This window comes from Alloscardovia omnicolens DSM 21503 (genome assembly GCF_000420505.1).
GTDB classification, from domain to species: domain Bacteria; phylum Actinomycetota; class Actinomycetes; order Actinomycetales; family Bifidobacteriaceae; genus Alloscardovia; species Alloscardovia omnicolens.
Genome location: NZ_ATVB01000010.1, coordinates 24,349 through 47,035 on the forward strand (window position 1 = coordinate 24,349; position 22,687 = coordinate 47,035).

Genomic DNA, 22,687 nt, shown 5'->3' on the forward strand with positions numbered 1-22,687 from the left:
GTGACTACTGCGCGTTCAATAAGTCAACATGAGGAACAGCTACGTGCCTCCTAAGAAGCGCGAATAATTGACTCAAATCTACCGGCTTTGTATACTAATTCAGGAAAATTTAATGCCGTACAGTTTATACCTTTCACAATTTCTGGTGAATTGTACGGGCTTGAGTGCCGTGCTACTCAAGCAAGAACTGGCAAGAAATTGTGGAGAGAAAAGGTTCATGATGCCACGAACGTCTATTCATCGTATTGTATCTGTATGCATTAGCTCTGTAACTGCTGTAGCTCTAGCCGCTTCTTTAGCAAGTTGCTCAGCATCTTCTCAAGAAAAATCACAGAATAATCTCAAAACGGTATCTTTCATGCTCAGCTGGGCTCCTGATACCAATCATATTGGCGCTTACGTTGCTGCTCAGCGCGGCTATTTTAAGCAAGAAGGATTAAACGTCGATATTGTTGCTACCTCTCAGGCAGGCGCTGAACAGTCGGTATCAACGGGAGCCGCAAATTTCGCGTTATCTAATACCTTTAACGTGGGAGTTGCCAATATTAAAAAAGCAGGTCTGAAGGTTATTGCTCAGATCCAGCAGCGCACTTCTGCTATTTGGTGTTCTTTGAAATCGAATAAAGATATTACTCGTCCGCGCGATTTCGATGGTAAAACTTTTGCTACTTTTGGCGCGAACGAATCTGATGCCGTTATTCGCCGTATGATTCAGACCGATGGCGGCGAAGGTAAGTTCGATAAAGTTACTGTGGGCACGTCAACTTTCCAAACCTTAAGCTCGGGCAAGGCTGATTTTGGTGGTTTCTATAGCACTTGGGAAGGCGTGCAAGCTGAGATGTATGGCCCTCAACTCAATTGCTGGACTGAACCAGATTATGGTGTTCCGGGTAATGCGGATGAAATTGGTGTTATTACTTCTGAGAAGATGATTTCTAGCGACATGAAGACCGTAGAAGGCTTTACCCGCGCTATTCAAAAGGGTTACACATGGGCATATCTGCACCCAGATGAGGCTGCCCAGATTCTTGTAGATGGAGCTAAGGGTGCAAAGCTCGACCCGAAGTTCGTGAAGCGTTCTATGCAGGTTATTGTTGACGGAAATTACTGGGGTAAGCACGATGATGTGAAGTCAGGTGCTTTTACCATCGGTACTATGGATCCTGATGATGCGCAGAAGTACTTTGACTTCGTAGCAGATGCTGGCGCGTATACGGATGCAAATAATCAGACAGTAACCACTGCTCCTCAAGCAACTCAACAGATTGATAAGAGTTTCCTCGTGTCTGGAAACGATATTGTGAAAGCTATTCAATAAATGACTCAGCGTATTATTCTCGATTGCGACACTGGTATTGACGATACCGTTGCCCTCATGTATCTTTTCGGCTCTTTGGGGGTAGAGATACTGGGCGTTGTGGGCACTTTCGGTAACGTGACTGAAGATCAGGCAACGCGCAATAACCGTGCTTTGCTTGATGCTGCAGGATTAGCTCGTGTGCCGGCTTATCATGGTGAGCCAGTGCCGTCCTTCGAGAAAACGCTGAGTGAGTACGAGGTTGATGAAGGCTGTGAGAGATTCCATGGGCGAAACGGTTGGGGAGGAGCTCAGTTAGAGCTTCCCGCACATGTTGAGCGAGGAGATATTCTCGAGGGCGGAGTGGAATTCGAAGCGCGGATTGTGGAAGAATTGGGTTCGAAGGTTACTGTTATTGCTACCGGTCCTTTGACCAATATTGACGCCATGCTCACACACTACCCTCATCTTGCTGAGCGTTTGCATCTGGTGATTATGGGTGGAGCACTCACGCAGCCTGGTAATTGCTATAACCTTATTAGTGAAACCAATATGGTTAACGACCCGGAAGCTGCCAATCGTGTTTTCCACAGTGGAGCAGATATTACCGTTGTGGGAATTGACGTGACGCATCGCACTTTAATGACTCGCGCTCATATGAACGGTTTTGCACAGCAGGGTGGAACTGCTGGACGCTTCTTGGCGGATGCTTTAGCCTATTATATTAATGCAAATGAGCAGGCGGATCCTGTGTTTATGGCTGGATCTCCGCTGCATGATCCTTTAGCTGTGGCAGCTGCTTTAGACCCAACGCTGATTACATGTTTCCCGATTAACCTCATGGTTGATTTAGAAGGACCGCAGCGTGGACGCACGGTAGGAGATCCTACGTTGATTAACTCTCCGGCTGAACATGTGCGCATGGCATTAGGCGTTGATGCTGAACGATTTGTGCCTGAATGGTATGCGCGTGTTTTGTCTGCATGTGAGCGGATGAATGCGGTGATGGAGTAGGCTGGCTTTTTGTACGGTTATATGGGCTATCTATGAGGCTTTGATCCGCTATTCTTTCCCTCTCCATCGCGTGAAGTCGATATGCGCAACCGATATGCCACTTTTGAAGCCATTTTTGTGCATCAAAAGTGGCATAGCAGGTGTATTAATCGGTTAAGCCGGCATGTGTGACATGTGCGGTATGTGCGCTACAACAGAAGACGCAACATTGCCCTTCTTCAGCCCTCAAACAACTACGAAACTGGCGAAAACAGCCATCAATTCCAACCCCGCCCTCAAAACTTGAGTCCTACTCACTCAAGTTTTGGGAATAAGTAGAAATACAAACTGTTATACATATCAGAAACAAGGAAACTTGCATAAACAGAAGCATGCAAGTAAGAATAAAAGAGGTCTGATATGGAACAGAAATTTACAACAATGGCGCAGGAAGCCATTTCATCAGCAGTTCAAAGCGCCTCTGCTGCAGGAAATCCTCAAGTAGAAACGCTTCACTTAGTTGATGCTCTCCTGAATCAAGAGCAAGGCGTGGTACGCGGTTTGCTGGAGGCTACCGGTGCAGACGTGCAGTCAATTGGCGCGGCAATCCGTAATGCTCTCGTAGCTTTGCCGCAGGTCAGAGGAAATACTACTACCCAAGCATCAGCAGCACGCTCAGTTGAAGTAGCCCTGGTAGACGCTCAAAAAATCATGTCAAAAATGGGCGATGAATATATCTCAACCGAGCATCTGCTCATTGCTGTGGCTCAGGGTCAATCTCAAGCAGCAGGCATTCTCAAGAAGTTTGGCGCAACGGCTCAAGCCCTCACGCAAGCAGTTCCAAGCGTGCGTGGAGGGGCGAAAGTAACCAGCCCAGACGCAGAAGGCTCGTACAAGGCGCTCGAAAAGTACTCAACAGATTTAACTGCGCGCGCTCGCGAGGGAAAGTTGGATCCTGTTATCGGTCGCGATAAGGAAATTCGCCGTGTTATCCAAATTCTGAGCCGCCGCACGAAAAACAATCCAGTACTCATCGGCGAGCCAGGTGTGGGTAAAACTGCTGTTGTTGAAGGTCTGGCTCAGCGCGTGGTAGCGGGAGATGTGCCAACAACGCTGCAAAATAAACGTGTAATTACGCTCGATATGTCATCAATGGTGGCTGGGTCAAAATATCGTGGTGAGTTTGAAGAGCGTTTGAAGGCTGTGCTGGAGGAAATTCAGCGCGCAGAGGGCAATATTATTACCTTCATCGACGAAATCCATACCATCGTGGGTGCTGGAGCTACAGAAGGTTCAATGGATGCGGGCAATATGCTCAAGCCTATGCTGGCTCGCGGTGAGCTGCGCTTAATTGGTGCAACAACGCTGGATGAGTATCGTGAAAATATTGAGAAAGATCCAGCTCTTGAGCGTCGTTTCCAGCAAGTATTCGTGGGTGAGCCAAGCGTAGAAGATACGGTTGCGATTTTACGTGGTTTGAAGGAGCGCTACGAAGCACACCATAAAGTGACGATTGGTGATGACGCTTTAGTGGCTGCAGCAACACTGTCTAACCGTTATATTTCGGGTCGTCAGCTGCCAGATAAGGCTATTGATTTGGTCGATGAAGCAGCCGCTCATTTGCGTATGGAACTCGATTCTTCTCCAGAAGAGATTGATGAGCTGAGCCGTCGCGTTACGCGCTTAGAGATGGAAGAAATGCAGCTGAAAAAGTCCGAAGATATTGCATCTCAGGAGCGTTTGGAAAAGTTGCAATCGGAGCTTGCAGATACGCGCGAACAGTTGGCAGGTTTGAATGCTCGCTGGGAGTCTGAAAAGAGTGGACATAACAAGGTGGGCGATTTGCGTGCTCAGCTCGATGCTTTGCGCGTGGAAGCGGATAAAGCAACTCGTGAGGGTGATTTAGAGAAGGCATCGCGCATTTTGTATGGCGATATTCCGTCTATTCAAAAGGAGTTGGCTGCGGCTGAAAGGAACGCGGATGATAGCAAAGCTGAACAGAGCGAAACTGAGCCAATGGTTCCAGATCATGTAGATGCTGATTCTATTGCTCAAATTGTGTCGGATTGGACGGGCATTCCTGTTGGTCGCTTGATGCAGGGAGAAAACGAAAAGCTCCTGCATATGGAAGATGAGCTGGGCAAGCGCGTTATTGGTCAGAAAGAAGCTGTGCGTGCCGTTTCGGATGCTGTGCGCCGTTCTCGTGCAGGTATTTCTGATCCAAACCGCCCAACGGCTAGCTTTATGTTCCTGGGGCCAACAGGTGTGGGTAAAACGGAGCTGGCTAAAGCTTTGGCAGATTTCCTCTTTGATGATGAACGAGCGGTTGTGCGCATTGATATGAGCGAGTATATGGAGAAGTCCTCCGTTTCGCGCTTAATTGGTGCGGCTCCTGGCTATATCGGCTACGAAGAAGGCGGGCAGTTGACCGAAGCTGTGCGTCGTCGTCCGTACTCTGTTGTGCTCTTTGATGAGGTGGAGAAAGCGCATCCAGAAGTTTTTGACATTTTATTGCAGGTTCTTGATGACGGTCGTTTAACTGATGGTCAGGGTCGAACAGTGGACTTTAAGAACACGATTTTGATTATGACCTCGAACTTGGGTTCGCAGTTCCTTGTCTCGTCGGAGCTTGAAGGTGAGGCGCGCAAGCAGGCGGTAATGAACGCTGTTCATGCGCACTTTAAGCCAGAATTCATTAACCGTTTGGATGATTTGATTGTTTTCGATCCTCTAACTCGCGATGAGCTTGCTCATATTGTTGATATTCAGGTGAAGGCTGTGGCTGACCGTTTAACAGAGCGTCGCATCACTTTGAACGTAACGAAGTCTGCTCGCGAATGGCTTGCCGATAGGGGCTATGATCCAGCTTTCGGTGCGCGTCCTTTGCGTCGCTTGGTGCAAAGTGAAGTAGGAGATCAGTTGGCGCGCATGCTTTTGTCGGGAGCTGTGCACGACGGCGATACCGTGCTGGTCGATCAGACCGGTGGCGAGCATTTGGAGCTGAGCAGTTGGGCTACTGAAGACGTGCAACTGAACGATTAAACGCAAAACAGTAACAGCTTAAATAACAAGCTTAAATAACAAGCTTAGCCCTCTGCAGCTGTCTGTAGAGGGCTTTCTTGTGCTCGCTGTACAGTTACATTATGAAGAACATCAGTATTGAAAGCAATGATTTAGTTGATCCGAGCCGTTTTATTCGTGGTTATAAGGTGATGGTTCAGCTCGATAACGGTGAAACGAACCGCTATGACGTGGTTACGCGCCATCCGGCTGAAAATTTAGAAGATCTTAACCGTGACGAAGGCGATGCGGTCTCTATTATTGCTCGCTCTGCTGATGGTGAGCGTATGCTCATTATTAAAGAGTATCGTCCACCAGTTAACGGCTATGTGTGGGCTTTCCCTGCTGGGCTTATTGATGCTGACGATTCGAGCTTTGAACAGGCCGCCGCGCGTGAGCTTAAAGAAGAAACTGGTTACGATGTTGTGCGTGTTGACGATGTATTGCGTGCCACATATACCTCACCAGGGATGACGAACGAAACTGTTGCGTTTGTGTATATGACGGTAGATGACGCGCAGACAGATGTACATCAGCACTTAGAAGATAGTGAGGATATTACTGTGCGTTGGGTAGACCGTGCTCAGGCTCGTGCAGTGCTTGAAGGCGCTGATTCCATAGATCAGCGCATGTCATTGGTCTTGCATGAGTTTATTCGGGAGAAGAAATGATATTACGTTCGCCAGTTGAGCCGGATCGCGCAGCTATCGAGGATATGGTTAGCGATTTTGAAAGCCATAACTCTGCTTATGATGGAGCTTTCTGGGAGAAAGGTTCTTTTGATTTTGATGTTTGGTTAGATGAGTGTCGTCGAGCACAAACTGAGCCAGTAAAAGAAGGATTCGTTTGCGCTCAACAGTTTGTTTCTTTTGATGAGACTGGTACAGCACTTGGATTTCTTAACCTGCGTTTAGAACTCAATGATTATCTGCGTGAACAAGGTGGGCATATTGGATATTCCATTCGCCCTACCCAACGCGGACGGGGCTATGCGAAAGAGCAGTTGCGTTTAGGTTTGCAGAAGGCTTATGAAGCTGATATTAATCCTGTTCTTATCACCTGCCATAATACGAATCCTGCTAGCCGTGCAACTATTCTCTCGCAAGGTGGCGTTCTCGAAGATGTGCGCAGGGGAGTGGAGCGGTACTGGTTAAGCTTGGAATAAATTTGGAAGCATCTAAGATGATGGTGAAATGAGCGATTAAATTATAAGTGTGGGCAGCTCTGTTAAAACATGAACTGCCCACATGTGATTATTCTTAACGTGTCGGATGTTGAACTATACTGGTTTGTCCAATCTCACCTAGCCAGCCTAGTGAAGGGCGTGGCTGGCGTTCGAAAGTTTCTTTATCCCAGCCAATCAATCCGAATGTTGGTTTGTATGATCCCCACTCATAATTATCAAGTAATGACCAATGCAAATAACCATGTACTGTAATACCATCGTTCATAGCACTGTGTAATCCAGCAAGAGCATCGTAGGTATAGTCGATACGACGACTATCGTCAGACGTGGCAATTCCATTTTCTGTTACAAAAATCGGTGTATGTCGTCCTACTTCCCAAGTGTGATGTACCGCTATGCCAAGTGCAGGTGGGAAATATTCCCATCCTGTTAAAGTTCGCTCGGCATCAGTAGGAATCGGGACGGGGCCATTTTTACCGATAAATGTTCGCAGATATGCTTGAACTCCGATGAAGTCATCGCCTGCTGCAGCTTCAGTAAAATAATCCTCACGCGGATATTGGTATGCCTCCATTTCAGCTTCACATCCTGGTATCGCATGAAATGCTTGGCATGCAATTGTCCAACCTGCTTTGACTCCTTCTATAGAAGAAAGAACATCGCGTGCTCGTTTATGTGCTTCAACAAGATGCTGAGAGATAATTGAATCTGGTGATGGTAAGGAAGAAGCCGCAAAATCAGACCCTTCTGTACCTCCCTGAGTGAGCGCAACCATATTTGGCTCATTGATAGTGCATACCCACGTCACATCATGAAGAATCGGCTTGACGTATTCAATATAGCGAGAAAAAATATCTGCGGCATCATCACGCAACCAGCCACCTTGGGAAGCAAACCAGAGAGGTAAAGTCATGTGATGTAGCGTTACCATAGGTTCGATGTTGTACTTATGGCATGTATCAATAACTGCACGATAATGTAAAAGTTGTGCCCGAGAATACACACCTTCTATAGGTTCGATTCGCGCCCATTCAATGCTGAAGCGATACATAGTTAGACCAGACTGTGCCAGTAAGCGTATATCTTCTTCATATCGATTGTAACTATCACAGGCATCACCTGAAGGTTCCTTCAAATCAGTCTGTGGTGCGTATTCGCGAGCCCACCAGTCGCTATTTGTATTGTTGCCTTCAATTTGGTGTGCAGCGGTGGATGCTCCCCAAATGAAATCTTGTGGGAATTTATATGACTGGGCAGTCATAGCTTTTCCTTTCTTAAAGTCTTACTTAATACCTGTCATTGCTACGCCTTCAATGAAGTAACGTTGTAGGAATATGAACAGTAAAAGAATCGGTGTAATAATAAGTACTGCTCCAGCAAGTAGAACGCTGTAATTGGTTGCATTTTGACCAGTAGAGTAGAGGGAGAGCGCTACCGGCAATGTGTACATTGAGTCGGATTGAGCAGCTACTAATGGCCAGAGGAAATTATTCCAACTAGATAGGAAAGTCAAAATAGATAGCGTTGCAATAGCGGGGCCACATTGTGGCAGTACTATCTGGAAGAAAATCCTTAGCTCCCCGGCTCCATCGATTCGAGCTGCTTCAATAACGGCATCAGGAATCCCGGTCATAAATTGTCGCATGAGGAATACTCCCACAGGTTGTGTGAGGAAAGGTAAGATTAATGCGGCATATGTGTTAGAAAGTCCCAGATTTGCAATAATCACAAAGAGCGGCACAAATGTTGCAACGCTTGGCACCATAAGCGTTACCATAACTGCGCCAAACACAATATTTTTGCCACGAAATTGCATTTTAGCTAAGGCATATCCAACCATTGAGCAGAAAATGATATTTCCCAAAACAGTAATGACAGCAACAATAATGCTATTAGTGAAATATGTACTGAAATTTAGCTGTTCAAACCATTTCGTAAAATTCGCAAGGGTTGCGTGATCTGGCAGTAAACGTGGTGGCTTAGCTAATATTTCACGTTGTGTTTTGAGTGAGCCTAAAGCCATCCACAGAAATGGGAAGACCCATATGAGACTGATAACCGACAGGATAATATAAATTGGAATCCTGCGTGTTGCTGTACGAATATGCTTACTAGTTGATTGCATTGTACGTACCTCTAATCTTCTGATTGCAGTAGGCGGAACTGCAATATGCTGACAAGTGCAATAATGATGAACAATACCCAGCTAGCTGCTGAAGCAATACCATAGCGGCCGAAACCAAATTGCTGGTAAACATAATATGCAGCTGAAAGTGTTGAATCGAGAGGTCCTCCTTGTGTCATGACAAAGGATTCCTCAAAGAATTGCAGATATGCAACAGAAATCAACACCGCCCCGAGCAGAATTGTAGGTTTCATTAATGGCAGGGTGATGTGCGTAAATATACGCCATTTTCCCGCTCCATCAACTGCTGCTGCTTCTTTTAATTCCGTTGGGATTGTTTGCAAGCCAGCGAGGAAAATAATCATGAGTGTTCCCATGTTGCGCCAGATAGTCATGACCATGAGAGCTGGTAAAGCGAAATGTGTATCGTGCAACCAATCAGGACCATGAATTCCTATGAGAGCTAGTATGGAGTTTAGCAATCCGTCTTCTTGTAAAATGTAGCGCCATACAACGGATACAGCAACAACACTTGCAACGACTGGAGCGTAGAGCATTGCTCTAAATATAGAATTGAGATGACGAGATCCTTTATTAAGGGCAGTTGCGCACGCCATCGCGATACAGATAGTTAGGGGCAAGCCGATAACAACGAAGATAGCTGTTGTAAGTAGAGCTTTGTGGAACCGTGGGTCTGTGAGTAGCGCAATGTAATTTTCCAGTCCTTTAAAATCTACGTTTAAAGGTGTGCGTAAATCACGTGATGTCATATCGGTAAGAGACATTCCAATCGACGTAATTAGAGGAATGAACATAAATACGCTGAAGATTACAATGAACGGAGCGATAAAGCCCCAAGCCACTGCATTTTGTCTACGATGTAGAGTGTTTGGTGGCGTTCCCCTATTATTATCGGCTTGCTGCTTCATTATTTACCTGTCCCGATCTTGTCTGCTTCTGCTTGGAGTTGTTTAAGGCCTTCATCAATCGAGAGGGAACCTTTATAGATTTGCTCCATAATTCGGTCTCCTGCTGCTGACACTTGTGGCCATCCTGGAACAGCCGGTGGAGCCATGGTGCTCTTTAGCTGTTCTCCATATGCTTTCAACTTGTCATCATTTGCGAGCGTGCTGTCTTCCCAGGCTTTCTGAGAAGATGGCAGGACTGTAGCAACTTTGTACCATTCGACTTGAGTGGTTGGATTGGTCATCCATTGGATAAATTTCCATGCAGATTGCTTGTTCTTTGACTCTTTCATAACAACCAAGTCAGCTCCTCCTACGAAGGAAGTGGAACTTTCACCGCGTGGGATTACAGCTGTGGCATATGACGATGAATCGCCCCCTTGGTCTGCAATTTGGCTGATAGTGGTTGGTCCGCCTGTCATGATTGGTGATTCTCCTTGAACGAATTGTGTAATACTTACGCCAGGAGTTGTGTCGAGATTAGTGTTGGTTATGCCCTCTTTAAAGAAGCTGTCGAGATATGTAGTAGCTTTCTTCATCTCAGGAGTGTTTAATGTCCATTTCTCTGAACTATCCATTAGCTGAACGCCGCTGGAGAAGAATGCCCAGAGTGTGCCCTGCCATGAATCCGCGCCACTTGGAGAGATTAATATGCCGTTTTTGACGCCATCAACTTTCTTCACATCAGATGCCATTTGTTTGAGTTCATCCAGCGTTTTTGGTGCGTGGTTCCAACCGGCTTTCGCGGCAATGTCAGTGCGATAGTAGAGTACATGACTATCTACATACCATGGAACACCTAATTGAGTCTCATCTACTTGACCTGCTTTAAGAGGTCCTTCCGTAAAATCTGATAAATCGAAGTTTTCTGGTACTGCATCGAATGCTGTTGAGAAATCAGCCATCCATGTAGTTCCCATTTGAATAACATCAGGCACTGTACCTGCAGCTATTGCGGTTTGAATCTTATCGTGTGCTGATGCCCATGGAATAGCTGTTACCTTTACCTTGGCATCAGGGTTATCCTTTTCAAATCCTTTGACGAAATCGCCAAGAAGATCACCCTCGTTACCCATTGCCCAAACTGTTAACTCGCCTGAAGCTGGTTTTGAATCTATTTGTGTTTCGGCTGCGCTGTTTGTATTACTGTTTTGTGAACGTCCGCAAGCGCCCATTCCGCAAATCAGTGCTACGCATGCAGCTAAAGTAATACTTTTCTTCCATTTGAACATGGTCGTTCCTCCTCGAACTCTTGTAATCTAAGCGGTTAGATTACATTAATATTTAAGCGCTTAGATTTTATTTTGTCAAGTAGAGAATAGATGAATGTCGAGGCATGTCATATGATAGAAAAATTTGATTTGAGGTGTGATTTATTGTAATTACCTGTATGACAGGCAGATAATAGGTAGCGATTTTTGTAGTGGAGCTTAATTGTATGCTGATTTAGAAAGCATAAAAAAGAAGTAGTAAATCTCCTGTTGCGTCGGGAATGAATGTTTTATTGTGTTTTACATCCGCAACTTTCACCAATAATCATACGCACTGGAAGTTTATATGATTGAGGTGAATCCCATGGTATGCCTGCGCGTTCGTCAAGAAGTTTTGCGGCTAGGCGTCCCATGTGTTCCATTGGCTGGCGAACAGTTGTGATAGGTGGACGAGAGAATTCTGCTGCCATAATTCCATCAAAACCGGTTATAAGAATATCTTCTGGAATACGAATGCCGGCATCGGTTAAGATCTCCATAACATTGAGTGCTGTCTGGTCATTTGCACATACGATTGCTTGAGGAAGTTGATTAGTGTCGATTGCTTCGCAGAGCTTAACCATCCACTCTTGTGATGTGGCTTCTGAATTATCTAGTAAAGCTGTTGTTACTTGGATGCCTCGTTGAGTGACATGTTGTTGGAAAGCATTGAATCTGCTACGCATATCAAAAGTTGTAATCTCTCCAATAAAAGACATGTCCGTTATGTGGTGAATATCGATTAAATGGTCGATTAGAGAAATAATTCCAGCAGTATTGTCGCAGTATATGCTGGCGCAGGATAAAGTGTTATCAAGATCGCCGATGCGTACTAATGGAACTGTTCGGCATAGTTGAGGTAGTGGCAAGTCGTCTGTACCGTGATTAGGGAAAACAGCTAATCCGTCCACGCTACCTGCAATGTCAGTAATGGAATTATTTTCTTTTGGAGAGTTTGCGGTGCCGAGTAAAACAGTTTTACCTCGATGCCAACATTCAAGTTCGAATCCACGCTGTATTTCGTCAACGTAGAGTGGGTAAACGAACATATTTGGGCGAGTAAAAGAAGAATCATTTTGCTCGTTGAGTGCGTTAAGATCCTCTAGCTCGCTACCTAGTGGACGTTCCAGTAACATGTCAAAGGAATATAGTCCCAATGCACCTGTTTTACCGCGAGCGAGACCTCGAGCACTAGCAGAAGGTACATAATCTAGAATGGCTGCGGCATCAAGTACTTTTTTTCGAGTTTTATCTTTAACCTTATCTGGATGTCTAAATGCAAAAGAAACCGTGGCAGTTGACACTCCTGCCTTTTTGGCGACATCATACACTGTTGATTTTCGCATACGCTACCACACGTTTCTCGGATTGCTTATTGTATCGGTTTGTTAAACAGTGTACCCTGAAAAAGTTGTTACGACATAATTTTTAAGAGTCATTCTGCTTACTATTCTTCCATATACTTCTGTGGTTCTGCCTTAAAAGCTTCTAAACAATGGTCTGAGCAGAAGTGGTATACCTTGCTTCCGTAAGCAAAAGGACGCTGGTCGGCATCAACGGTCATTCCACAGATAGGGTCAATCAGCACATCCTCAAGACCACTTGTGGCTGCGGTTGGTTTTTTCTTCAAAAAATCAAACATGAGTTCTCCTTGGTTTGAATGAGTACTATCGTCAATAATAATCTGGGGATGAGCAGAGTTCAGTGGTTTCGCTTCGCGCGAGCTGTCTATGCGTGCAGTGCGTACGCGCGAGGAATTGAGCACTAAACTAACTGAACTAAAAGCCATGGCAAGTCCTGCAATCATTGGGTTGAGTAGCCAACCAGTGAAAGGGTAGAGAATGCCAGTGGCAATAACAATGCCCACAAGATTGTAAGCAAAAGCAAAACCAAGGTTTTGGTAAATATTGCGCATCGTAGCGCGGCTCAAACGAATCATGCGTGCAACCGATGTAATATCTCCGTTCATCAGCGTTACATCAGCGGATCGCATAGCAATATCTGTGCCAGTTCCCATAGCAAAACCTAAATCAGCCTGAGCTAAAGCAGGCGCGTCGTTAATGCCATCACCCACCATAGCAATCATATGGTTTCTCTCGGCACCGCGCTGCTGTTGAGCATGAGAAATCCAAAAAGCTTTGCCATCTGGTTTCACCTGTGCAATCGCAGTGGATATTCCTGCCTCACGAGCAACCTGTTTGGCAACCTCAGTCTTATCTCCTGACAACATAATCGTGCGGATTCCCATGTCGGTAAGCTCAGCCAAAGCTGCTGCAGACGTCGGTTTAATGCGGTCGTGCGTATAAGAAATACGGGCAGAACTCACATCCTGTACCTGTGCTACACCCTGTGTAATCGTTCCTGTTTTATCAAAAAATATCGTGCGAATAAAACGCGCCTTATCGAGCGCATCAGCAGAGGAAATCAAAATACCATACTGAGCGCCGCGCCCAATAGCTGCGGTAATAGATAGAGGGGTAGCTAAGCCTAAAGCGCATGGACAAGCAATAATAAGCACAGTAACAGCAGTAGTTAATGCAAAACTAAAAGCGGACCGCTGGGCAAAAATCATCCACAGTGTGAAGGTCCACAAAGCTATAAGAAAAACAGCAGGAACAAAAACGCGGGCAATTTTATCGACAACTGCCTGAACAGGAGCTTTACTTGCCTGAGCAGAAGCAACGAGCTGAATAATCTGCGACAAAACCGTATCCTGACCGGTTGCCGTAATGCGCAGCGCAACAGGAGCATTAAGATTCAAAGTGCCACCCGTAATAGCATCTCCTATTACGCGCTCAATCGCAGCCGACTCGCCGGTCATCATAGACTCATCGAAACGAGCTGAACCGCGCACAATCACACCATCAGCAGGAACGCTGTGCCCGCCAGGGACTTGCACAATATCGCCAGTTTTAATCTGGCTCATTGGCGTTTGAGTGCCAGCCTGCGGCAAGCGCCACGCTTCGGTTTTGAGCTCGGAATCGCTGAGAACGCGTGCAGTATCAGGGCGCAGAGCCATGAGCGCTTCAATGGCACTATTCGTGCCAGCTCGCGCTCGCGATTCAATAAGCGAACCCATAACAACAAGAGTGAGTACAACAACAACTGTGTCGAAATAGACGTGGCGAGCGGTTGCTGGAAGAATCTCAGGAGCAATGCATACCAGCATGCTAAAGACATAGGCGGCACTCGTTCCCACTGTAACAAGCGCATTCATTTCTGGATTGCGGTGAATAAGTGCGCTCCAGCCAATACGGTGAATATCCCAGCCAGTATAGAGCATAACAGGCGTGGCGAGAACAGCCTGAATCCAAGGGTTATTGAGTGTGTGGAGGATTGGAAGCGAGGAGTTGTGTCCCCAAAACATGAAGCCCATGCCCAGAATAAACACGGGAATACTAAAAATAACGCCGACGAGGAAGCGCTTCTTCAGGGTGTTGAGTTCGGCAGTGCGGTCGTCTGAATGGGAATCGGTAACTTCGGTGGTGTTGTTTGTTTCTCTGATGGTGGCATCAGTATCGGAATCAGTATCGCTATCAATATTCGTGCCGCCTTCGCCGGTGACGCGTAACATGCCGTGCACCATATTCATACCGCAGGCAAAAGGATAATCACCAGCAGATAAAGCAGGTAAATGTATAGCGGTTGTGCGCCCTGCAGGAAGAAAAGTGTCTCGTCCCAAATCGGAAAAAACCACATGTGAGGTGCATTCGCCACTATCTTTGCGGTCAAAATATATGGTCAGAGGTGTTCCTGCCTGTGCGTAGATAAGAGCAGGAGAATATGAGCCGTTAATGCTTATGGTAATCTCTTGCTTTGCGCCATTGATAACGGTGTGCTCGCCTTTGCGTGGAGCAAAAAAGAACCAGACTAAAGCTATGCTGAGGACTATTGCAACTGCGCAGTATACAAAAATCATGATTATCCCTTCGTTGTCTCTACCTATCTTAATGAGCTTGAAGGGCTGTATATTTCAACGCAACGCGAGGTTCAGCTCGTGGCGATACCTTCTGCTATTGTCGAACATATGTTCGAATTTATTATTGCTCTTGTTATTGGTGCTCTTCTCGGTGGCGCGCTGGGTTTTATGTACGCGCGCATGAGTTCGCGTGCGGGGGCGAAGGGCGAAAATCAAGACTCTGCTGAGCATCTTACACAGCAAGTGCAGGAACTAACGAGTGCTCGTGATAGTTTGACTGAGCATGTGGAACAACTGCGCGGCGATTTAGCTGCTGAACGTGAGGCAACTGCTAAGCTCGAGGGAACAGTGCAGGGAGAGCGTGAGAAACTTGTGCTGCTTCAGGAGCAACTCGACGCTGCCCGTAAAGACGTGCAGTTAGCGCGTAAGGCAGAAGAAGAGCGTGTAGAGCGTGAACGAGAGAAAGAGCTTAAGCGCGAAGAAGAACTGCGCGCTAAGCAAGAGCAAGAACTCACAGAACAGTCTCGCGTGCTGAAGGCACTGACTCCAGTGCAGAAGAACTTAGATATTCTGCAGCAAAAAGTGGCTCTGATGGAAGAAAGCCGCAAGAGTGAAATGGGTAAGCTGGGAGAGCAGCTGCTCGGTTTGGGTAAAGCGCAAGAAAAGCTCGATAAAGAAACAACGAGTTTGGCTATGGCTTTGCGCAATAACAAGATTCGCGGTGCATGGGGCGAAGCACAGCTGAAGAATATTGTGGAATCTGCTGGTTTGCGTGAACATGTTGATTTTGAAACACAATATGTGGTGCACGGTAATGATGGGCAACGGCAGCGTCCTGATATGGTGGTGAATTTGCCAGATGGAAAGTTCATTCCAATCGATGCGAAAGTGCCATATTCTGCTTATCAGAAGGCATGTGAAATAAGCGATGCTGCTCCTGAGCAAGAATTGCAATTGCGCGATGAATATCTGCATGAACATGCTAAAGCCTTACGTGCGCATATTGATGAGTTGGGCAAGCGCGAGTATTGGAAAAATGGCGATGATCGTGTGGCGCCAGATTTCGTTATCGCCTTTATTCCAAACGAATCGCTTCTGCAGGCAGCTTTGGATGTTGACCCAACAATTCTGGATTATGCGTTTAATAAGCAGGTGGCACTTACTTCACCCGTTACCTTATGGTCGGTGTTGAAGTCCGTCGCTTTCGCTTGGCAGCAGCAAACATTAAGTGACGAAGCGCAGCAGCTTTTCGACCTATCTCGAGATCTTTTCGATCGTTTAGGAACGATGAGCGCTCATGCCACAAAGCTCGGTCGTACGCTGGGAACAGCTGTGCTCGACTACAATAAATTCGTTGGTTCCTTACAATCGAAGGTGGTGCCAACGGCACGCAAACTCTCGAAATTAGACGGTGGGAATTTGTTTGAGCTGCCACAGCCTATTGAAGACGAGAAAAAGAGCGATATTCGCGAAATAACCGCGCCGGAACTTATTACCACATGGGACGACGAGACGGAAAGATAGACTATCAATCATGACAGATTTCAAAGCAACAGGAAGCGCCGATTTACTTCAGCAGATTGCTGATTTACCGGAAGAAATGCTTGAGCCAACGCAACGCTTAGAAAAGTTGGTGCGTGCTGAAGTAGTGAATAAACAGTTTAGCGAACTCACCTCTGTAACCTATCATCATGATGGTGCAACGCTTGCTGGTCACGCTCTCCTTGATGTTTTAGAAACTCATGGTTTTATGCTCGACGATTTTGACGCTGTGGGAGCTATGACCACCGCAGGCATTCCGTTAGTTACTGCAATGATTCATGCAGCGGCGTCTCGCGGTCAAATTCTTGATGGTTTCCTAATGGATTTTGTGTTCCCTGGTATTAAAGGGCCGTCAATAGCAGGAAAGCGTGTTATTCTTGTGGATGCATGGCTGTCGGAAAAGTCCTTTGTGCAAACTTCTTCCGTTGTTACGCTTACTCACGGCAATGAGTTGAATGTAGATTTTGCTGTGCTCGAAAATGAAGGTGCTCAGATTTGCGCTATAACTTCCTTAGTAGGAAGCGTGGGAGGGCATGGCGAGAGTATGCATGGCGAAGACCACGTGTGCCAATGCGGTAATGGCGGTTGTGGCAACTCAGATAGTTGCTGCGGTGGCGGTTGCGACCATGATCATGCGTCACAAGAGCTCGAGATTCAGCTTGTGAACCCTGTTAGCGGCTATGTTACATCTGTACCATTCATTCCTGTGTTCTCAGATAAAGACGTACAAGGTGATGGCGTACAAGGTGAGGATGTGCACGAAGCATGATTCCACCAAGTGAGTTTACACGGCGAGTAATGGCGGCAGGCAATCCTGGATTGCGAGAAATCGGTGTCGGCTCATGGGAAGAAGAGCATCCAGATGAGCCACGCCCAATAGGTGAGCAGTATGATGAAGAACTCCTTAATGAAGGAGACCGTCGCAATGTGATGGATCGCTACCGTTACTGGAGCGTTGAAGCAATCAAAAAAGATCTCGATGAGCGTGGACGCTACGGTTTTGAAGTAGCGGTAGAAAACTGGACGCACGATTTCAATATCGGTTCCATTGTGCGAACTGCTAACGCCTTCACTGCTAATGCCGTGCATATTATTGGTCCTAAAAAGTGGAACCGTAAAGGATCACTAATGACTGAGCTGTATCAGCATGTGCATCATCATGCCAGTATTGACGAGTTCATTGATAATCTCACAGCACGAGCTGAGCAAGAAGGCAAGCCACGTCCTCGTATTATTGCTCTCGATATTGTGCCAGGAGCGCAGCCAATAGAACGCTATGATTTTCCAGAAAATTGCGTCATGATTTTCGGAGCAGAAGGCCCTGGTTTAACAAGCCGAGCTCTAGAACGCGCTGATGATGTGGTGTATATCTCTCAAACAGGCTCCGTTCGTTCCCTCAATGCAGGCGCTGCTGCTGCAGTTGCCATGCATACATGGGTTATGCAACACGGCGTAATCGGTTAGAGTGTTCTAACAGTCAAAGTGTTGTATTGCTTCAAGTGTTGCTGGCTAGGGTTGCTTATGAGTAGCTCGCCAGTCGCACTGAAATTACGATATCTAAGCGATACAAACTCGTAACCTAAGTGTCTGGTTAAACATCTAATATGGGGCATTATGCCTACATTTACACGTGAAGAAATCGAGCATTTGGGTGAATTAGCTCAAATTGCTTTAACAGATGAAGAAATTACTCGTCTTCAAGGTGAACTTAACGCAGTTGCAGAGGCTATTGCACAGGTGCAAGAAGTTGCTTCAGAAAATATTGCGCCAACTGCAAATCCAGTACCTCTCGAAGCATATATGCGTCCAGATGAGCCTGCGACACCATTAACTCAGGATGAAGCACTTTCGGGCGCTGCAGCATCCGAGGACGGTATGTTCGTAGCTCCACAGATCTTGGGGGAGTAAAACATGGACAAGAACATGCGTAACGATTTAGTTAAGCTGTCTGCAGCTCAGATGGCAGAAAAATTCAAAGCAGGCGAAGTAAGCTCTCGCGAACTTGTTGACGCACATGCAGAAGTTATTGAAGCTGCTGAGCCAGCAATCAATGCTTTCTTGAAGCTCAGCTTTGATCAGGCTCGCGAACAAGCAGATGCTATTGATGCAAAGCGTGCAGCGGGTGAAGAGCTTGCTTCATTAGCGGGTGTGCCTATTGCAATTAAAGACATGATTGTTACTAAGGGCATCGAAACAACTGCAGCATCGAAGATTTTAGAAGGCTGGGTTCCTCCATACGATGCCACAGTTATTACTCGCCTGAAGAAAGCTGGTCTGCCAATTTTAGGTAAGACGAATCTCGATGAGTTCGCTCAGGGTTCTTCTACCGAGCATTCTGCTTACGGCAACACGCAGAACCCATGGGATACAGACCGCGTTCCAGGTGGTTCAGGTGGCGGTTCGGCTGCAGCAGTGGCTGCTTTCGAAGCTCCACTCGCATTGGGAACAGATACAGGTGGTTCTATCCGTCAGCCAGGTGCCTTTACTGGAACAGTGGGCGTGAAGCCAACATACGGTGGCGTATCTCGTTTCGGCGCAATTGCTATGGCATCCTCCCTTGATCAGATTGGTCCTGTGAGCCGCACCGTTTTGGATTCTGCTTTGTTGCAAGAAACTATTGGTGGCCACGATCCTCACGATTCCACCTCTTTGCCTGGCTCTGCTCCTGCAATGGTGGCAGCAGCTCGCGAAGGTGCAAAGCGCGATCTTAAAGGCTTGAAAGTTGGTCTTATTAAGGAGCTGTCTGGCGAAGGTTTCCAAGAAGGCGTATCGAAGCGCTTCAACGAGGCTGTAGAGCATTTGACTGCTATGGGCGCTGAGGTTGTTGAGATTTCTCTGCCAAACCTCAAGTATGCTTTGGGCGCTTACTACATTATTATGCCATCGGAAGTATCGTCCAATTTGGCTCGCTACGATGGTATGCGCTATGGTTTGCGCGTTATGCCTCCAGAAGGCGTTCCAGCAACAGCAGCTAATATGATGGCTTATACTCGCGAAGCAGGTTTCGGCGACGAAGTAAAGCGCCGTATTATTTTGGGAACTTATGCTTTGTCCGCTGGATATTATGACGCTTGGTATGGTAGCGCACAGAAGGTACGCACCCTGATTATCGAAGACTTTAAGAAGGCTTTCGAAAAGGTTGATGTTTTGGCATGCCCAACATCTCCATCGACTGCTTTTAAGTTCGGTGAGAAAACGAAGGATCCATTAGCCATGTATCTGGATGATATTGCAACCATTCCAGCTAACTTGGCAGGCGTTCCAGCTATTTCCGTTCCCGCAGGTGTAAGCGATGACGGTATGCCAGTTGGCTTCCAGTTTATTGCTCCACAAAAGCGTGACGATGTTCTCTACAAGCCAGCTGCTGCATTGGAAGCTGCATTAGAAGAACAGTGGAACGGTCCAGTATGGCAGTGGATGAATACTCCATGGTTGGGCGAGTAGGTCGAAGGACAAGAAAATGGCTGAAAAATTAATGAAGTTTTCCGAGGCTGTGGAAAAGTACGATCCTGTTATCGGTCTCGAAGTACATGTGGAGCTGAACACCAAGACCAAGCTTTTCTGCCCTGCAGAAGTATCGTTTGGTGGTGAGCCAAATACTCAGCTCACCCCTGTATCCCTTGGTTTGCCAGGTTCTTTGCCAGTGGTGAATAAATCTGCTATTGACTACGCTATTAAGCTTGGTTTGGCGTTGCATTGCGATATTGCTGAATGGTCTCAGTTCGCTCGTAAGAACTACTTCTACCCAGACATGCCTCGCGATTACCAGATTTCGCAGTATGATAAGCCACTAAACGGCGAAGGTTACCTCGACGTAGAGCTGGAAGACGGTGAAATCTTCCGCGTTCCAATTGAGCGTGCTCACGTAGAAGATGATGCTGGTAAGAATACACACGTCGGCGGTGCAGATGGTCGTATTGAAGGTGCCGACCATTCCCTCGTGGACTACAACCGTGCAGGTGTGCCATTGGTAGAAATCGTAACCAAGCCAATTACTGGTGCAGGTGCACGCGCAGCTGAAGTTGCTGGCGCTTATGTGCGCACTATTCGCGATATTGTTCGTGCTCTCAACATTTCCAACGCTCGCATGGAGCAAGGAAATATGCGTGCCGACGTGAACGTATCGTTGCGTAACAGTCCAGATGCACCATTTGGCACTCGTTCCGAAACGAAGAACGTGAACTCCTTCCGTGGTATTGAGCGCACTATTGTGTATGAAATTCGCCGTCAAGCTGCTGTGTTGGAAGCGGGTGGAGAAGTTCTTCAGGAAACCCGCCACTGGGATGAGGCTAACCAAACAACTGCCGGTGGTCGTGTGAAGACTGATGCCGACGATTACCGCTACTTCCCAGATCCAGACTTGGTTATGGTTCACACCACCAAGGAACATATTGACGAGCTTAAGGCTCAGATGCCAGAAATGCCACGCGAACGTCGCAACCGCTTGCAAACCGAATGGGGTTTGAGCGATAACGATATGCGCGATATTATTAACGCTTCTGCATTGGATCTCGTAGAAGAAACTGTGAAAGCTGGCGCTAGCCCAGCCGGTGCTCGCAAGTGGTGGATGGGTGAAATTTCCCGTACTGCTAACGAGAACGACACAACTTTGGAAGAGCTAAGCATTACTCCAGCCGATGTAGCGCGTGTAGAAGCCTTGATTGCTGAGGGCAAGCTCAACGACAAGCTGGCTAAGCAAACAGTTTCAGGAGTTATTGCAGGCGAAGGCACTCCAGATGAGGTAGTGGCTAAGCACGACTACGAGGTTGTTCAAGATACTGGTGCTTTGGAAGCAGAAGTCGATAAGGCTCTTGCCGCAAACCCAGATATCGTAGAAAAGCTCAAGAGCGGCAATATGAAGCCAATGGGCGCTATTATTGGTGCTGTTATGAAGGCAACTCGCGGACAAGCCGATGCTAAGACTGTTACTGGCATCGTTATGTCTAAGATTAAATAGCGCACAATAACTCAGGTATAAAGAAGGGGAAAGGCAATCAATGCAAGATCGCACTCTCGATGAAAGCGTGGTACTGCCAGAAATTCGCGGAGAAATGGTTAAACTTCGCGCGGCAAGCTGGGAAGATTTCAGCACCATGGATCGCATTCACGCCTTTTCCTCTTCTTTAACACTGGTAGGAAAATCTGAGGAAGCTGAGCGCGCTATTGTGCGTTCATGGATTCAGCGTTCATTACGCTGGCAGAAAGGCGTTCGCACCCAAGAAGAAGGTCTGCAAGATGCTGAAGCTCGAGGAGTGATGGCATGGTCTCTGTTCGCGAATGACTCGCAAGACGCAGACGGTGATGAACTTATTGGTATGGCTTTCCTCGTAGACATTGATGCATGGGCACAATCCGCTCGCATTCAAGTTATTTTGGGTCAAGATTACCGTGGTCGAGGATATACCCGCGACGTTATGCCCCGCGTAATGACCTACGGTTTCGCTCCACGTCCGGCAGGCTTAGGATTGCACCGCATTTGGATTAGCACATCCTCATCAAATATGCGCGGTCACGCAGTATATAAATCACTTGGTTTTATTGAATCGGGTACATCTCGTGACGCTTTATGGGATGACAGCGAAGCCCACTACATGGATTTGCATGTTTTCGACATGCTCGTTGATGAATTTGATCCTATTCAATCGCTGGCTACTTTCGGTTTGCATACTATCATGGATAATCCTGGCGTGCGTGAAGCGCTGGCTCAGCATGAACGTACCCAAAATATCAAAAAGAAAAATCACGAAGAGCAAGCCGTGCAACTTCCTCCTATCTCTGGTCAGCGTCAAACTATTAGCGGCGACGATATGGTAAACCAAGACGAAGAGTTGCCATGGTGGCGTAAACTAGGAGCCAACCGAAAGCGCGACTAAGTTCATAGCAATCCCACCATAAGGAGAGCTTTATGAGTGCAGAAGATCTCGATAACTACGAAACAGAAGCTGAACTGGCACTGTATAAAGAGTATCGTGATGTTATTAAACTTTTTACCTACGTTATTGAAACTGAACGTCGTTTTTATTTAGCCAATCGTGTAGATTTTAACGCTCGTCAGGCAGGTCAAGACGTGTATTTTGACGTCCAGCTAACCGATGCGTGGGTGTGGGATGTCTATCGTCCTAACCGTTTCGTAAAAACGGTGCGCATCGTTACTTTCAAAGACGTGAATGTAGAAGAAGTACAAAAAACTGATATCGAAGTACCGCGCAATTTGTAGTCTATCGCATAAAACACACACAGTATCTGTGCGTATATGTGCATGAACTGCAAAAAATTTGTGTGCAGTATCGAGGAAAGTCAAGAAAAACTGTAGTTTGCGATATCCTTAGAAAGAGTGTCTAAAGTTAGAG

Annotated in this window: 19 protein-coding genes; 13 read left to right on the plus strand and 6 right to left on the minus strand. The window is 46.7% G+C overall.

Annotated features, from left to right (window positions below; all coding sequences use genetic code 11):
* Positions 1 to 220 precede the first annotated feature (220 nt).
* The 5 genes from G464_RS0105235 (at position 221) to G464_RS0105255 (ending at position 6,515) form a co-directional block, all read left to right on the plus strand.
* Entirely contained in the window at positions 221 to 1,318 is a 1,098-nt protein-coding gene (locus G464_RS0105235) for an ABC transporter substrate-binding protein (protein WP_026472634.1), read from the plus strand.
* Entirely contained in the window at positions 1,319 to 2,311 is a 993-nt protein-coding gene (locus G464_RS0105240; protein WP_022857020.1) for a nucleoside hydrolase, read from the plus strand. It begins immediately after the preceding gene.
* A gap of 399 nt (positions 2,312 to 2,710) precedes the next feature.
* The gene (gene clpB, locus G464_RS0105245) at positions 2,711 to 5,332 is read left to right on the plus strand and encodes an ATP-dependent chaperone ClpB (protein ID WP_022857021.1); all 2,622 of its coding nucleotides are present in this window, start codon (positions 2,711 to 2,713) and stop codon (positions 5,330 to 5,332) included.
* A 101-nt stretch (positions 5,333 to 5,433) separates the two neighbouring features.
* Positions 5,434 to 6,021, plus strand: a complete 588-nt coding sequence (locus G464_RS0105250) for an NUDIX domain-containing protein (protein ID WP_022857022.1) — start codon at positions 5,434 to 5,436, stop codon at positions 6,019 to 6,021.
* A complete protein-coding gene (locus G464_RS0105255) occupies positions 6,018 to 6,515 on the plus strand; it encodes a GNAT family N-acetyltransferase (RefSeq protein WP_022857023.1) in 498 nt (165 codons plus the stop codon). The genes G464_RS0105250 and G464_RS0105255 overlap by 4 nt, the downstream gene beginning before the upstream one ends.
* Positions 6,516 to 6,609: 94 nt before the next feature.
* Here the strand turns inward: G464_RS0105255 and G464_RS0105260 are convergent, their stop codons facing one another.
* The 6 genes from G464_RS0105260 to G464_RS0105285 all read right to left on the minus strand — a co-directional run bounded on the left by G464_RS0105260 (position 6,610) and on the right by G464_RS0105285 (position 14,795).
* Entirely contained in the window at positions 6,610 to 7,797 is a 1,188-nt protein-coding gene (locus G464_RS0105260) for a glycoside hydrolase family 1 protein (protein ID WP_022857024.1), read from the minus strand.
* A 21-nt stretch (positions 7,798 to 7,818) separates the two neighbouring features.
* Complete coding sequence (locus G464_RS0105265; protein WP_022857025.1) at positions 7,819 to 8,661, minus strand: carbohydrate ABC transporter permease; 843 nt, start codon at positions 8,659 to 8,661, stop codon at positions 7,819 to 7,821.
* A gap of 11 nt (positions 8,662 to 8,672) precedes the next feature.
* The gene (locus G464_RS09020; RefSeq protein WP_022857026.1) at positions 8,673 to 9,590 is read right to left on the minus strand and encodes a carbohydrate ABC transporter permease; all 918 of its coding nucleotides are present in this window, start codon (positions 9,588 to 9,590) and stop codon (positions 8,673 to 8,675) included.
* A complete protein-coding gene (locus G464_RS0105275) occupies positions 9,590 to 10,858 on the minus strand; it encodes an extracellular solute-binding protein (RefSeq protein WP_022857027.1) in 1,269 nt (422 codons plus the stop codon). Before G464_RS0105275 ends, G464_RS09020 begins: the two co-directional genes overlap by 1 nt.
* Before the next feature lie 269 nt (positions 10,859 to 11,127).
* Entirely contained in the window at positions 11,128 to 12,222 is a 1,095-nt protein-coding gene (locus G464_RS0105280) for a LacI family DNA-binding transcriptional regulator (RefSeq protein ID WP_022857028.1), read from the minus strand.
* 101 nt (positions 12,223 to 12,323) lie between these two features.
* Positions 12,324 to 14,795 (minus strand): HAD-IC family P-type ATPase, encoded by a 2,472-nt coding sequence (locus G464_RS0105285; protein WP_022857029.1) that lies wholly within the window; start codon positions 14,793 to 14,795, stop codon positions 12,324 to 12,326.
* Between the two features lie 108 nt (positions 14,796 to 14,903).
* Between G464_RS0105285 and G464_RS0105290 the strand changes: the two genes are divergently transcribed.
* The 8 genes from G464_RS0105290 (at position 14,904) to G464_RS0105325 (ending at position 22,554) form a co-directional block, all read left to right on the plus strand.
* On the plus strand, positions 14,904 to 16,319 hold the full coding sequence (locus G464_RS0105290) for a DNA recombination protein RmuC (protein WP_021618769.1): 1,416 nt from the start codon (positions 14,904 to 14,906) through the stop codon (positions 16,317 to 16,319).
* A gap of 10 nt (positions 16,320 to 16,329) precedes the next feature.
* Positions 16,330 to 17,106 carry a hypothetical protein gene (locus G464_RS09025; protein ID WP_022857031.1) on the plus strand — a complete coding sequence of 259 codons (777 nt, stop codon included), beginning with the start codon at positions 16,330 to 16,332 and terminating at the stop codon, positions 17,104 to 17,106.
* The gene (locus G464_RS0105300; RefSeq protein ID WP_021618767.1) at positions 17,103 to 17,801 is read left to right on the plus strand and encodes a TrmH family RNA methyltransferase; all 699 of its coding nucleotides are present in this window, start codon (positions 17,103 to 17,105) and stop codon (positions 17,799 to 17,801) included. The genes G464_RS09025 and G464_RS0105300 overlap by 4 nt, the downstream gene beginning before the upstream one ends.
* A gap of 150 nt (positions 17,802 to 17,951) precedes the next feature.
* Positions 17,952 to 18,245 (plus strand): Asp-tRNA(Asn)/Glu-tRNA(Gln) amidotransferase subunit GatC, encoded by a 294-nt coding sequence (gatC, locus tag G464_RS0105305; RefSeq protein WP_021618766.1) that lies wholly within the window; start codon positions 17,952 to 17,954, stop codon positions 18,243 to 18,245.
* Between the two features lie 3 nt (positions 18,246 to 18,248).
* A complete protein-coding gene (gene gatA / locus G464_RS0105310; RefSeq protein ID WP_022857032.1) occupies positions 18,249 to 19,781 on the plus strand; it encodes an Asp-tRNA(Asn)/Glu-tRNA(Gln) amidotransferase subunit GatA in 1,533 nt (510 codons plus the stop codon).
* 16 nt (positions 19,782 to 19,797) lie between these two features.
* Positions 19,798 to 21,294 carry an Asp-tRNA(Asn)/Glu-tRNA(Gln) amidotransferase subunit GatB gene (gene gatB, locus G464_RS0105315; RefSeq protein ID WP_022857033.1) on the plus strand — a complete coding sequence of 499 codons (1,497 nt, stop codon included), beginning with the start codon at positions 19,798 to 19,800 and terminating at the stop codon, positions 21,292 to 21,294.
* 40 nt (positions 21,295 to 21,334) lie between these two features.
* Positions 21,335 to 22,210, plus strand: coding sequence for a GNAT family N-acetyltransferase (locus G464_RS09030; RefSeq protein WP_021618763.1), 876 nt, complete (start codon positions 21,335 to 21,337; stop codon positions 22,208 to 22,210).
* A 32-nt stretch (positions 22,211 to 22,242) separates the two neighbouring features.
* Positions 22,243 to 22,554, plus strand: a complete 312-nt coding sequence (locus G464_RS0105325) for a DUF2469 domain-containing protein (protein ID WP_021618762.1) — start codon at positions 22,243 to 22,245, stop codon at positions 22,552 to 22,554.
* Positions 22,555 to 22,687: the final 133 nt, after the last annotated feature.

Excerpts from the sequence above, each read along its gene's own strand:
- G464_RS0105235 (WP_026472634.1), top strand. The coding sequence starts at position 221 with ATGCCACGAACGTCTATTCATCGTATTGTATCTGTATGCATTAGCTCT.
- G464_RS0105240 (WP_022857020.1), top strand. The coding sequence starts at position 1,319 with ATGACTCAGCGTATTATTCTCGATTGCGACACTGGTATTGACGATACC.
- clpB (WP_022857021.1), top strand. The coding sequence starts at position 2,711 with ATGGAACAGAAATTTACAACAATGGCGCAGGAAGCCATTTCATCAGCA.
- G464_RS0105250 (WP_022857022.1), top strand. The coding sequence starts at position 5,434 with ATGAAGAACATCAGTATTGAAAGCAATGATTTAGTTGATCCGAGCCGT.
- G464_RS0105255 (WP_022857023.1), top strand. The coding sequence starts at position 6,018 with ATGATATTACGTTCGCCAGTTGAGCCGGATCGCGCAGCTATCGAGGAT.
- G464_RS0105260 (WP_022857024.1), bottom strand. The coding sequence starts at position 7,797 with ATGACTGCCCAGTCATATAAATTCCCACAAGATTTCATTTGGGGAGCA.
- G464_RS0105265 (WP_022857025.1), bottom strand. The coding sequence starts at position 8,661 with ATGCAATCAACTAGTAAGCATATTCGTACAGCAACACGCAGGATTCCA.
- G464_RS09020 (WP_022857026.1), bottom strand. The coding sequence starts at position 9,590 with ATGAAGCAGCAAGCCGATAATAATAGGGGAACGCCACCAAACACTCTA.
- G464_RS0105275 (WP_022857027.1), bottom strand. The coding sequence starts at position 10,858 with ATGTTCAAATGGAAGAAAAGTATTACTTTAGCTGCATGCGTAGCACTG.
- G464_RS0105280 (WP_022857028.1), bottom strand. The coding sequence starts at position 12,222 with ATGCGAAAATCAACAGTGTATGATGTCGCCAAAAAGGCAGGAGTGTCA.
- G464_RS0105285 (WP_022857029.1), bottom strand. The coding sequence starts at position 14,795 with ATGATTTTTGTATACTGCGCAGTTGCAATAGTCCTCAGCATAGCTTTA.
- G464_RS0105290 (WP_021618769.1), top strand. The coding sequence starts at position 14,904 with ATGTTCGAATTTATTATTGCTCTTGTTATTGGTGCTCTTCTCGGTGGC.
- G464_RS09025 (WP_022857031.1), top strand. The coding sequence starts at position 16,330 with ATGACAGATTTCAAAGCAACAGGAAGCGCCGATTTACTTCAGCAGATT.
- G464_RS0105300 (WP_021618767.1), top strand. The coding sequence starts at position 17,103 with ATGATTCCACCAAGTGAGTTTACACGGCGAGTAATGGCGGCAGGCAAT.
- gatC (WP_021618766.1), top strand. The coding sequence starts at position 17,952 with ATGCCTACATTTACACGTGAAGAAATCGAGCATTTGGGTGAATTAGCT.
- gatA (WP_022857032.1), top strand. The coding sequence starts at position 18,249 with ATGGACAAGAACATGCGTAACGATTTAGTTAAGCTGTCTGCAGCTCAG.
- gatB (WP_022857033.1), top strand. The coding sequence starts at position 19,798 with ATGGCTGAAAAATTAATGAAGTTTTCCGAGGCTGTGGAAAAGTACGAT.
- G464_RS09030 (WP_021618763.1), top strand. The coding sequence starts at position 21,335 with ATGCAAGATCGCACTCTCGATGAAAGCGTGGTACTGCCAGAAATTCGC.
- G464_RS0105325 (WP_021618762.1), top strand. The coding sequence starts at position 22,243 with ATGAGTGCAGAAGATCTCGATAACTACGAAACAGAAGCTGAACTGGCA.